Source organism: Pyrinomonadaceae bacterium (genome assembly GCA_036277115.1).
In the GTDB taxonomy this organism is placed as follows: domain Bacteria; phylum Acidobacteriota; class Blastocatellia; order Pyrinomonadales; family Pyrinomonadaceae; genus UBA11740.
Genome location: DASUNM010000011.1, coordinates 1 through 12,850, shown reverse-complemented (window position 1 = coordinate 12,850; position 12,850 = coordinate 1). Strand labels below are relative to the sequence as shown.

Below are 12,850 nucleotides of genomic sequence, written 5' to 3'. Positions count from 1 at the left end.
GCTGACAACCTGCGCCATAGAAAGCCGCCCGTGACTGCGGCTTAGTACCGCACGCGCACGCGATAGCTCAACGTCGCTTCGCCGTCTTTAGCGACGGGCACATTGAACTGCGCGGCAAACGCTGCGGTCTTCTTCGCTTCGAAGCTCGACGAAATCATTTCCCAATCGCCGCCGATTGGTTCGTTCACAATCACGCTCACGGCGGTTTCTTTGTGATTTCGAATTTTGATTTCGTAAGCGTACTCGTACACATTACGCGCGATCACTTTGTAGTCGGTCTGCTTGCGTTCCGCGACGATGTCAAAAGCGTCGCCGACTTTCACGCGCACATCCTCGTCCTTCGGCGTGTGATCGATCTTGTCCTCACCGATGAACTGCTGATTGCCGGTCGTGTCCTTTTTGTACAGCCGAATCGTACCGGCCGGCAGCGGCATGCCGAGTTTGTTCTGCTGCGCGTTGCGAAACTGCATGAACACGCCAACCTTCTCTTTGATGGGCTGGCCGGGATTGTTGTAGCTCTGGTAGTAGTGACGCTGCCCGTTGACGACGAACTCCTTTTTTACCTCGAATCCGGCGGCCTCGAGCAGCGAGACCTGCTTGGTTTCGTTGTCACGAATCGTCGCCGGCCGCTGTAACGTGTAAAGGTGATATTCAAAGAAGCCTTGCTCCTGGAATTGAGCTTCATTCTTGGATTGTCCTCGCGCCATGCTCACCGCCATGTCATAGGTACGTTCCTCAGAAACACGATTGACGTCGCCGGCGACCAGTTGCAGTCGCGCATTCTCAAACGTCGCGCCGCTGGAATTCATCAACGTGACCCAGCCCTGCAAATCGCCCTTCGTGTCATCCGCATTGACGACCAGCACGTAGTCAGCGCGCCAATTCATCCCGTTGGTGAGATAGCTCGCCTCAATCGTCTGCGGGCCTGACTCGCGGTTCTCGATGTCCCAAACCAAAGTCGGGGTGGCGACGAGATTCTTCGGCACATCGGGAAAGCGCATCTCGACGATGTTCGCAGGATTGATCACGATCTGCCCGTTGATGCGCCACACCTGGCCCGCATTGTTTGAAAGCAACGTCGCCTGTACGGGCTCAAAAATTTCCGAGTTGTTCTGATAGCGACGCAGGACCAGCGTGATCTGTTTGCCGACAAACTTGTCGAGCAGCTTTGCCGGATTCAGCAAGTCGTACTGATAATTCTGTTCGAGAATCCGCAACGCGGTCGGTGACAGAAGCGAAGCCAGATGCACCGTCTCAGGCCGAATCTGTGCCGTGACGTCCGCGAAACGCAGAGCGATGCGACCCGCCGGCAGGTTCAATCGCCGCGTCTCACGCACCAGGCCCAGGTTTGAGTTGTAAACCGTGATGTTCACTGACTGCCGATCGGCAGCCGTCGTAGTTTGTTCAGATGTTTGTGCGAACGTGCTCGCGACGCTCGTAAAAATCAGCGTTACAGCAAAGAGTCCGCTTACCAGGCGTTTCATGATGACTAACCCTCCAGGATGAACTTACCGGACGCGCACTTCCGCGCTCACGATTAGAACGAGGTACTGGTGGAGACTTGCGCAGGATTTCAGCGGAGTAGTTAGTTGGGACGCGAATTGAGATTAACGACGCTTGCGGCGTTTTACCGGGACGAATGTACCTGTCACTTCGTATCTGTCGAGGTCTGTGCCAACCTCGGGCAGGGTTGCCGGTGGTTTAGGTTCGGTCACCATTATGCCGACCACTTGCGGTTCACCCATTACGGTTTTGAATCCGTTGACGGCATAGCTGCCCGATGCACCGGCAAAGAAACCCAGGAGTCCCGCCGCCACGGCGCGTCGAATTCGTGACATGCGCTGCTTTAATCGCGCCAGCCCGACGGGACAATCGCGCGTCAGGATCGAGCCATCTTTTCGTCGATAGTATCTGATACAGAGACGTCGCTCAGTGCCGGCGATCAAATCTTCAGCCTGAGTTCTGGTCATGGCGGATAGGTTGTAAACATTCAACTCGCATTGACCGCAGAAGCGAATCCGTTCGTTACCAATCATTTTGTCCCAATCCGCCGGACATGGACTGGCGACTCTCACACGTGAAAGTGGATCTGAAAAGCGCGACATGACTCGGCTCCTTCGATTAAAGGATTAGACGCTCGACGCACGTCTCTGTTCCCGTACGCTTGGGGTTTGAACGGCGAGATTTAAACGCCTTGCAGATTTGCAATCCCAATTGGTAGGTTACGTGTCGCAACTCATGCATCGGCAAGACAGAAAGCGAGTCGTCGTTTCCACTTCCCGGCCATCCCGCAGTGCCGGGCCACCGCGCCGCCGAACCGGATCGCGCGAGGGGGTTGTCGCACTTAGCGTCATCGGCGCCGCGGCGCTGGCCACGTTTCTCGCTCTCTTTGTCACCAGCCGGCCATACGATCCGATGGATTCGACCTTCGACGCTCAACAGACCGTGCCTTCCGGACCGCTCGCGGCGCAATCACCGACGCCGACACCGACGCCCACAGCGACATCGACGCGACCTTCCGAATCGCCTGAACCGGCCGGCGAAACTGCGGCAGCGACCGTCGATGATGCAACTATCCAGGCCCAGATTGAGCGCGCTTCTCGATCTGATCCGGCGTTGGAGAACCTGGACGTCAGCACCATCGTCGAAGCCGGCCGTGTGACCATCATCGGGTCAGTTCCATCAGCCGAAACCAAACAGCGGGTCGAGCGCACCATTCGCGCAATCCGAGGCGTGGTGGCCGTCGACAATCAATTGGTGGTGATTGGGGCCACGCCGTAGGAACAATGTCCTACTCCAGAGTAGGGTCCAAAGTCTAATGGTTTAAAGTTCCAAGTTCGATGTTGGGGCTGGACATTGGGCATTAGACGTTGGACATGGAGCACCCTTCGCCACGTCGTCCAACCGCTGTTAAGATAGACGCATCGAATTTTTCCCGACCGTTTTCCAAAGGTTTTTGCTGATGTTTAGACGATTATTCGCAATATTCTCGACTGTTGTTGTTTCGCTGGTCGTTTCGACGGCGTCTGCCCCAGCCACTTTGGCGCAGTCAGGCGCGACGGAAACCGTTGTCGTGTTGCCGTTCGAGAACCGCTCAAATCATCCCGAATTTAACTGGATCGGCGAGAGCTTCGCTGACTCGATGTCGACTTTATTGACTAAACCCGGCCTGGTCGTGATCACGGGTGACGAGCGAGCCGTGGCGTATCAACGCTTGCATCTGCCGCTGACCGTGCTGCCGTCGCGCGCCACGGCGATCAAGATCGCTCGCGAACTAAGAGCCACGATCATCGTCATCGGTAATTTCAACGTGACGGTTCCGGCGGCCTCGCCCGACAAACCCGAAACGGCAAAGGCCCTGGCAACGATCGCAGGGGAAGCGCGCGTCGTCCGGATCAACGAAGGTCGCATGGCCGGTGACGTGTTCGACGGTGCGTGGGCGCCCCGCGTTTACGACTTTGGCGGCACCGTGACCGACCTGCAAAAGATGAATGGCGAGCTCGCCTATCAGATTCTTTCGCAGCGCGACAAGGCCCTTTCGTTTTCACGCAACCAGCTCATCCAGGAAGCGACGCGCGTTCCGCCTCAGGCATTCGAAGCCTACATGAAAGGCCTGCTGACCGCGGCCAAGGACCCGACGCGCGCCATCTACTTGAAGAACGCGATGAAGCTGTTTGAGAAAGAGAACGGCGGCGCCGTTTATTCGCAGGCGGCGTTCGCGCTCGGCGAGTTTCATTTGAGTCAGGGTCAACTGAAAGAGGCCGCTGAGTACCTCACGATGGTGCAAAAGAGAGAGCCGCATTATGGCGAAGCGCAGTTTTACGCCGGGCTCGCATATTGGAAACTCGGCGAGGACAAGAAGGCGCTCGAGATTCTGGTGCCATTGGCGGACGAGAAGGTGATGCCTCTCGTTGCCGTCTACAACAACGCCGGCGCCGTTTCGATCGCCGCCGCAAAGGCCGAAAAGAAACCCGAGGAGAAGACGCGGCTGTTGCTGCAAGCGATAACTTTGCTTTCGCGCGCCGCCGATTCGTCACCCGATGACGCTACGGTTCTTTTCAACTATGGCTACGCTTTGTTCCTTTCTGAAAAGTACGCCGACGCCGCCGAGAAACTCGAGAAAGTAATCGCCGCAGATCCCCGTGATGGCCAGGCGTACTTCCTGCTCGCAAAGACACAGGAGCGCGCGGGCCGCGCTGAACCAGCGAATGCGGCGGACAATCAGGCGCGTGTTTACATGCAGGCCAGCTATGCCAAGTGGCAAACCGAATGGCAAAAGTCCCAAACGATTCCCAACGTCTCGCCGCGCTCGCGCGACGTGTTGAACCAGGTCGATCTTTCGAACCTGACGCGGCTACAGCTGATTGAGCAGGCTAAAGTCGATAACACTGAAGAAGCTCTAAACAAAATTCGCGAACTGTATCAGCAGGGACGCGACGATGAAGCAATGGTCGAGATTCGAAAGCTGCTGGTGATTGAACCGACGAATGCCGAAGCGTTTCTTTTGAGCGGTCGCATCAATCAACGGCGTGGCGATCAGGAGGCTGCCATTGCGTCCCTCAAGACGGCCATCTTTTGGGACCCGTCGGCGAAAGCGATTGATGCGCACATTCTGCTGGGTCGAATCTTTCTTGAGCGCGGAGACATCGGCGAAGCACGCAAGTACGCGGCGAGCGCCATGACTCTCGATTCCGCGAATCAGGAAGCCGTCGCGCTGCAAAGGCAAGTGACGATGGGAAGACCGTAGCGGGCGGCAAAGAGCAAAGCGTTAAGAGCAAGGCGGCAAGAGTCTTACGATGACTCTTGCCGCTTTCGTTTTGTGCTTGGCGCGTTGCACTTTGCTCTTTACAAGCCGGTCGTGGCACGGCAGGTGCTGAGGATTAAGTCGGCAAGCACGATGAAGTTAAACGTGCCCCCGCCGCCATCACTTCTCTGAGCGCTGCAAGCCGCTGCGCCAGCCGCCCGCCGAGCGATCCTTCAGTTCAATAGCCCCCCTATCAAGAGCCCGGTCAGAAATGACCGGGCTTCCTGCTTTTAGCGTTGCGACAAAGTCAGAGCCACCTGCGGTAGCGGGTGGTTGATCTTCAAACATGAATGGGAAGAACTCTGCAATAACAACCGCCCGCTACCGCAGCGGCTCTGACTCTATCGTCTTGGCACGGCAAGTGCTGAAGACTAAGTCGGCAAGCACGATGAAGTTAAACGTGCCCCCGCCGCCATCACTTCTCTGAGCGCTGCAAGCCGCTGCGCCAGCCGCCTACCGAGCGATCCTTCAGTTCAATCCCCCCTATCAAGAGCCCGGTCAGAAATGACCGGGCTTCCTGCTTTTTACGAGCCGCCAAAAACCAACATGGTTATTTCCCAAGGTAAAACCCCGACTGAGGCGGCCCTTCCGGCAACCTGACCGCCTTTTTCGTCAGCGCCCACAATCAGTCTTCTTGCTTCGGTCATTACGACGGAATTTGTCACTTTGACGGTGACGGTTTTTGTGAAAGAGGCCCTCAAAGCGGGTCTGGGGAGCCTCACTTTCCCCCTTTCTGAAAAATATTTTTCGACCCTGTCGGATTTCTCGAAACGACTTCCAGAATCCTCCGCGGTTTGCTGTTGCGCGCGACACGGGTGCGTTAAAGCAGGCAAGAAGTCTGCGTACCGCGCGAGTGCTCTGCTAAACTCCGTCGCATGAGCGAAGTGCTGGCGGATGAACCGCCAATTCAAAGGCGGCGACCGCTTTTCCTCACCGCGATCCGCGCAAGCGCGCCGTCACTTCGTGAATTTGGATTGGCTTCTTCATCAGCCATTCTCCTTGTCCTTTCATTTCCAAATTTCGATTTGTGGTGGCTGGCCTGGATCGGATTAGCGCCGTTGCTCTTTGCCGTCGCGACGACTTCCAGAAAACGCACGGCGTTCGTCCTCGGCTTGATTTGGGGAATGATCTTTTTTTACGGAACCTGCTGGTGGCTAACGTACCCAATGATTCATTTCGCCGGGGTGGCGCCGTGGCTCGCGTACCCGCTGTTGCTGCTGCCAGTTGTTTTCGTTTCAGTTTTTCCGGCGATGGCTTGCCTCTGCATTTCGCACGTCGTCAAAAGATTCGGAACTTCGGCGTTAGTTGGGACGCCGCTGGTGTGGGTCGCATGCGATTGGCTGCGGGCCGTGGTCACAGGACTTGACTGGAATGCGCTTGGATACTCCCAGGCGTTTCAGCCGTTCTTCATTCAGAGTGCGCGAGCAGGCGGTGTCTACGCCGTAACTTTTCTCATTGTGATCGCCAATGCAGCAATAACCTTCGGCGCGATTCACCGGACGACTCGGCGGATCGTAGTAGCGGTAGTAGTTCTGCTGGGCGTCTATTGCGTTTTAGGAATGTCTTTTATGGCGGCAATGAACCGCGGTCCGGTTTCTTCTGAGCCTCAACCTTTTGATGCGGTCGTGGCGGTGCAACCAAATGTGCCCATGACTCAACAGGACGATGCCGGTTTCAGGATGCTGCTTGAACGTCATGTCCAACTAAGTGACGAAGCCTTCTCGAGAGCAGGAGTAACAGAAGCGCAGCATCGTCTTCTCATCTGGCCTGAATCACCGATGAACTTCAGCTACTCGCGCGATCCTCAACTGCAAGCAACCATCGGTTCGCTCGCGCGCACACATCGCACGTACGTGCTGCTTAATTCGCTCGAGCCGGCGCCGAATGGCGGCTCGTACAATTCTGCAATTCTCGTAAATGAGCAGGGTCAGAAAATCGCGCAGTATGATAAGATTCGCCTGATGCCGTTTGGCGAGAACGTGCCGCTGCCCCGCTGGCTACCGGGTTCGGGTTCGGTACGGAGTATCGTCGGCGAATTCACGCCCGGCAGTTCGCATACGCTGATGCCCCTCGGCGCGTTTCGTGCCGGGGTTTTTATTTGTATAGAGGCCGCTCATGCCGATGTAGCGCGCGCCTTCACGAATACCGGAGCCGATGTGCTGATTAATATTTCGAATGATGGCTATCTGGGACCAACTGCCGTGATGCGTCAGCACCTCGCGGCCGCCGTCTTTCGCGCCGTGGAAAACGATCGCGATTTAGTTCGTGCGACCAACAGCGGCATCAGCGCCTACATCGACTCGAATGGCACTGTGCGCGACGCTACGCCGAGTTTTCAGGAAGCAGTGCGAACCTGGACGGTGAGCAAGACGGCGATCGGATCAACTTTTTATTCGCGCCACGGCGATGTGTTCGCTTACGGCTGCGCGTTAATTACTCTGGGATTCATTTCAGCGACGTTTATGACAAGGAGAAAAGGTACGCACGCCTCTGGCGTGCTCGGCAACTAGTGATAAGAGCACGCCTGAGGCGTGCGTACCCATTACAAATGATCGATCCACAATCAATTCAGGAATTAAGAGACTCGTTCGACGACTTAAAGAAGCGCGTCGATCAGCTCGGGAGGTTTCTTTGATGTCCCGGCGAAACAAACTGAGCTAAGCCAAATTGAAACACAGGCGTCGGCCCAGGACTTTTGGTCGAATCAGGAAGAAGCACAGAAGCTTTTGCAGCAACGAAGCCGTTTGGAGCGCGTCATCCAGCGGCAAGAGAAATTCGAGACCGAGCTTTCAGACGCACAAGTGCTCTTTGAATTTGCGGAAGAAGACGAAAGCTCTCTGACTGAGCTGCGTCAGTTGGTCAAACGCCTCGAACATGAGATCGCCGAAGCCGAAACCGAGATGCTGCTGTCCGGGGAGAATGACGGGCGCAACGCGATCTGCACCATTCATCCGGGCGCGGGCGGCACCGAATCGCAGGATTGGGCTGAGATGCTGCTGCGCATGTATTTGAAATGGGCTGAACGACGCGAATTTCGCACTGAGGTCATCGACTACCAGCCGGGAGAAGAAGCTGGCATCAAGGGTGTGACGTTCAAAGTCGAAGGCGAATACGCGTACGGGCTGTTATCTGCCGAGGCGGGCGTGCATCGATTAGTGCGCATCTCGCCGTTCGATCAAGCGGCGCGCAGACATACTTCTTTTGCTTCGTTGTTTGTCTATCCGGAAATCGACGATGACATCGAAGTCGAGATCAACGAAAAGGATTTACGCGTGGACACGTATCGTTCGAGCGGCGCAGGCGGGCAGCACATCAACGTGACGGATTCGGCGGTGCGCATCACGCATTTGCCGACCAACATTGTGGTGTCGTGTCAGAACCAGCGTTCGCAGCATCAGAATCGCGCCGTGGCGATGCAGGTCCTGCGCTCCCGGCTTTACGAACTGGAAGTTGAAAAGCGCAAGGCGGAAACGGCCGAACTTGAGGCGAACAAGCAGGACATCTCATTCGGCTCGCAGATTAGGAACTATGTGCTCGCGCCGTACCGGCTGGTGAAAGACGCGCGCACTAAACTGGAAAAAGGCGACGTCGATTCAGTCCTCAACGGCGACATCGACGAGTTTATTAAGCAGTATCTGTTGTCGAAGCGAGCAGCTTAACGCGAAGTAATGAGTGATGGGTAATGAGTGATGGGTAATGATTAATGATAAAGCAGTCGTTGTCTGCTCACTGCGCACTGCCCACGCCCACTGATTTATATGGCCGCCATTCCAACTGACATCGATATCGAACCCGTGCCTGAGCGGTCGCGGCTGAACGAGATCATCGTGATCGCGCTCGTGGCCGCGGCGCTGCTGCTCGGGCTGTGTCTCGCTTCGTATCATCCCAACGATCCTTCATGGAATGCCGCCGGTGAAGCCAGTGCCCGCAATTGGATTGGGACTGTCGGGGCGAATGTCGCCGCGGCGTTGTTTCAGTCAATCGGTCTCGCCGCCTATCTGATTCCCTTCCTTATTCTCGCGGCCGCTTGGCGCCGGTTTCGCACCCAGCGCATCAATGCGCCGATTTATCGCTTGTTGGGATTGACGATCGTCGTGCTTTCCGCGGCGGCTTTGCTGACGCTCGCGAACATTCATCCATTCTTCGATGCCAGCTTCAATGCCGGCGGGCTAATCGGCGTCTTAATCGCGCGCGCGCTGGTCGCTGGGCTGAACACTGTCGGCGCTGCCATTCTGCTGATGGCAATTGCGGCCACCGGCATCCTGCTGGCGACGAACTTTTCCTTTGCGAATGCCGGCCAGTCGCTTAGCGAAAGATTCGGTTCCCTGCGATCGCTTCCCATCAGATTCAAAGGATGGCGCTTGGCGCGCCGTGCGAACCGTGAATTGCTTCGCCAACAGAAGCTGGATGCCGCAGGTGCAAACGGCAACGGCACCGCGACCGGCCCGCAGGTGGTAAACAGCGAAGGCCAACCAATCACGCGCGCACCGGAAAGCGCCGAAATCGCTTCAGCCTTCGAGTCGTTCGCTGCCTCCACGAGCGGAAAAGCCATGGTCGCCGCGGCGGGCGCGGGCACAGCGCCGGCCAAACGCGGAATGTTTCGCGGCAAAGCCACACCGGCCGCCGAAACCGCAGTCGTCTCAGAAATGCTGCGCGAGGCCGCGGTGAAGCGTAAAACTGAATCGCCGGCCAGCGGCAGTTTGCCGTTTGAAGGCCGTAAGGCCAGCAGCAAAGCCAAGACGGATTATCAACTTCCGGCGCTCGAATTCCTCAACGAGGCACAGATGCGTCGCGAACAAGCCGACGATGAACTGCTCGGGATGGCCACGAAGCTCGCTGAGAAATGCCGCGAGTTCAACGTGACCGGCCAAATCAAATTCATCTGCCCGGGCCCCGTCGTCACGACCTACGAATTCAAACCGGATCCCGGCGTGAAGTATTCCCGCGTGACTGGCCTGGTTGACGATCTGTGTCTCGCTTTGAAAGCCGAATCGATCCGCATCGATCGTATGCCGGGCAAGCCGCACGTCGGCATCGAGGTCCCGAATCCGCGCCGCGAAACAATCTTTCTGCGCGAAGTGATTGAGTCGCGCGCCTTTCGCGAATCAACTTCGAAGCTGACGATTGCGCTCGGGAAAACGATTGACGGTTTGAATTACGTCAGCGACCTGGCTCGGATGCCGCACCTTTTGATTGCCGGTACGACCGGAGCGGGTAAGTCAGTCGGCGTCAATTCCCTGCTCGTTTCCATTCTTTATCGAGCGCGTCCGGATGAAGTGAAGCTGATTCTCATCGACCCGAAGCGGCTTGAGCTTGGGCTGTATGAAGACATCCCGCATCTCGCGACACCAATCATCGTCGATCCCAAGCAAGCCGCGCGCGCGCTGCGCTGGTCTGTGGCTGAGATGGAGCGACGTTACAAACAGCTTGCCGGGTGGGGCGTGCGTAATATCGACGGCTACAACGCTGAGATCGCCAAACGTAACGCCGCCAAAGATTTTGATGAGAACGGCGAGCCGTGGAAGCCTCTGCCGTACATCGTGATCATCATCGACGAGCTGGCCGATCTGATGATGGCGTCAGGTCACGAGGTTGAGGAATCGATCACGCGGCTTGCGCAAATGGCGCGCGCCATCGGTATTCACCTCGTGCTCGCAACCCAGCGGCCATCGGTGGACGTCATCACCGGACTGATTAAAGCCAACTTCCCTTCCCGGATTTCGTATCGCGTTTCTTCCAAAGTCGATTCGCGAACGATTCTCGACACGAACGGGGCGGAGCACCTGCTCGGCCGCGGCGACATGCTGTTTCTGCCGCCGGGATCCTCGCGACTGCTGCGCGTACATGGCGCGTACGTTGACGAATCGGAAATCAACAAAATCGTTACGCACATCAAGGCTCAATGGCAGCCGGATTACGACGAGAGCATCACGCAATCCGAAGAAGAGGCGATGGGCCTCGACGACTCCGGCGGCGAGCGCGATGAACTCTTCGAAGACGCCCTGCGCATCTGCGTTGAGATGAAGCGCGCCTCGACTTCCGTCCTGCAACGCCGCCTGCGCATCGGTTACGGCCGCGCCGCCGCCGTGCTTGATCAGATGGAACGCGAGGGCCTTATTGGACAGGCCGACGGCGCGCGTCCACGTCCCGTGCTCGGTCGCGCGTTTGAGATCGTGGCTGATTGGGACGAGCAGGAACCCGAATAAGCCGCGACCACTCGACCTTCCACTTCCGCAAAACAGTGCTGATCGTTCGTCTCGTCTCACAGGCCGAGCTCTCCTGAACCACAATTACCTCGACCTGATCGAAAAAGCTTCAGTAAGGCACAGGGACACTCATGCGTTCAGAAATTCGGCAAAAACTTCTAAAGCGAGTTTTGATCACATCGCTTTTTCTGGCGTGCTCGCTCGGTTGTTGGTCGATTGCGTTTGGCCAACAACGCGATTGGGAGCCGAAACGAACCTGGGTTTTCATCGTCGGCATCCTGAAATGGAAAGATTCCGAGACGTTTAAGCCCTTTCCGCAACTGAACCGGCGCGATGCGCAACTGGCGGAGTTTTTCCGGGGCGCAGGCGTGCCGGCCAATCAGCTCGTCTTTTTGCGTGATGAGCAGGCGACGATTCGTCGCGTCCGCACTGAGTTCTCTGAGATGCTTTCGCAAACTCGCGAAGGTGATTTCCTGTTTCTGTACTTTACTGGTCACGGCTACAAAGCAGACGACGGGCGCGAGACGCTCTTCGCGACGTCCGACGCGAGCGAACGGGTCCCGGGCTGGCCGACGCGGTCAATCGTGCGGGACATCAACTGGGGGTTCCACGGCTCGCGCGTCATGCTGACCGCGGACTGCTGCTATTCCGGCGCGCTGGCGCAGGATGCACGCGGCTTGAACTCGGATATTTCGTATGCGTGCGTGACGTCGGCGACGGCTGATGAAGCATCAACCGAGAACTGGACATTCACTGAGATGTTGTTGGCGTCGCTCCGCGGAACATCCTACGCCGACCTGAACGGCGATCGGCAGATTTCGCTGGGCGAACTTGTTGAGAACGAACGGCGCGATATGAAGTTTGCCGAAGAACAGGAATCTTCCTTTGCCAGCCGCGGATTTCCGGCAGACATGGTTTTGGCGCAGGCGAACGAGTCCGCTAACCCGGCGATCGGCCGTCGGGTTGTAGTCCGTTCAGAGGGCGATTTGTACAAAGGCCGAATCATCGGCGTGCGCGGTTCGCGGTATCTGGTTCGTTACTTTGGCTACGATGATTCATACGATGAATGGGTGTCGCAGCGGCAGATTCGGGGACATACTCGCCGGGAAGAAAGTGGCGTTGCCGAGAAATGGTGGTTAGGTCGCGAGTATTCGACTGCCTCCGCGAATTCGTGGGGACAGTGACGTCGGGGCGCGATCGCGGCGTTCGCTTCGCGACGTCTGAGCATGGTCTGCTTCCACATTTTCTGTGGATAACCTTGTGAAGATCGCACACTCGGGCGTCACAAGTTTCCGAGTTGTAACACTTCCAGCAAATTGCACTCGCAGGTGGCGTTGCCAGGCGCGACCGTTCCGTTAGTGTTGACGTCGGTAAAACTCGCAATTATAAATCCGTGCAACGAGTCAAAAACCTTGACTCGCATGACTCCCAATGTACCGGTTCATCCTGCTGTCGCTTCTCCTGTTGGCTTTACTTGCCGTCACTTCGTGCGCCAAACGTTCACGTGCGACCGTATCTAACGCGCCGACGCCGCTTGAGCAACACTCGTCAGCTTCTTTAACTGCGCCGAAGATCAACATCAACACGGCGCCGGCGAGAGATCTCGAAGCACTACCCGGAATCGGTAAAGGCCTCGCCGGGCGCATCGTTGAGCATCGGGAGAAATACGGGCCGTTCCGTCGCGCCGAGCACCTGATGATGGTGCGCGGCATCAGCGAGACGCGTTTTCACGCGCTCCGCGACTTAGTCACGGTAGAATGAGGTCCCGCTCCGATAGGAGCGGAATGTTTATAGACGTCCATCTCTAACTTGAATGTACAGTGAGAGTGGAGCGAAAACC

General features: G+C 56.9%; 9 protein-coding genes. 7 read left to right on the top strand and 2 right to left on the bottom strand.

The genetic code is table 11. The features are described from left to right. Window positions 1-41 precede the first annotated feature (41 nt). Window positions 42-1,484, bottom strand: a complete 1,443-nt coding sequence (locus VFX97_01875; GenBank protein HEX5701950.1) for a DUF4139 domain-containing protein — start codon at window positions 1,482-1,484, stop codon at window positions 42-44. A gap of 123 nt (window positions 1,485-1,607) precedes the next feature. Then, window positions 1,608-2,105, bottom strand: coding sequence for a hypothetical protein (locus tag VFX97_01870; GenBank protein HEX5701949.1), 498 nt, complete (start codon window positions 2,103-2,105; stop codon window positions 1,608-1,610). 133 nt (window positions 2,106-2,238) lie between these two features. On the opposite strand from VFX97_01870, the gene VFX97_01865 reads away from it, so the two are divergent. From VFX97_01865 to VFX97_01835, 7 genes are all read left to right on the top strand, one after another. Then, window positions 2,239-2,781 (top strand): BON domain-containing protein, encoded by a 543-nt coding sequence (locus tag VFX97_01865; protein ID HEX5701948.1) that lies wholly within the window; start codon window positions 2,239-2,241, stop codon window positions 2,779-2,781. Window positions 2,782-2,962: 181 nt separating this feature from the next. Beyond that, window positions 2,963-4,747: a tetratricopeptide repeat protein gene (locus VFX97_01860; protein HEX5701947.1), complete on the top strand. Its 1,785-nt coding sequence runs from the start codon at window positions 2,963-2,965 to the stop codon at window positions 4,745-4,747. 932 nt (window positions 4,748-5,679) lie between these two features. After that, entirely contained in the window at window positions 5,680-7,314 is a 1,635-nt protein-coding gene (gene lnt, locus VFX97_01855; protein HEX5701946.1) for an apolipoprotein N-acyltransferase, read from the top strand. A gap of 38 nt (window positions 7,315-7,352) precedes the next feature. Further along, window positions 7,353-8,463 (top strand): peptide chain release factor 2 gene (gene prfB / locus VFX97_01850; protein HEX5701945.1). Its coding sequence is split into 2 segments (ribosomal slippage): window positions 7,353-7,424 and window positions 7,426-8,463, totalling 1,110 coding nucleotides; the frame shifts between segments, so codons are not numbered across the junction. A 99-nt stretch (window positions 8,464-8,562) separates the two neighbouring features. Then, a complete protein-coding gene (locus tag VFX97_01845) occupies window positions 8,563-11,010 on the top strand; it encodes a DNA translocase FtsK (protein HEX5701944.1) in 2,448 nt (815 codons plus the stop codon). 131 nt (window positions 11,011-11,141) lie between these two features. Beyond that, complete coding sequence (locus tag VFX97_01840; protein ID HEX5701943.1) at window positions 11,142-12,194, top strand: caspase family protein; 1,053 nt, start codon at window positions 11,142-11,144, stop codon at window positions 12,192-12,194. 247 nt (window positions 12,195-12,441) lie between these two features. Next, window positions 12,442-12,771, top strand: coding sequence for a helix-hairpin-helix domain-containing protein (locus VFX97_01835; GenBank protein ID HEX5701942.1), 330 nt, complete (start codon window positions 12,442-12,444; stop codon window positions 12,769-12,771). Window positions 12,772-12,850: the final 79 nt, after the last annotated feature.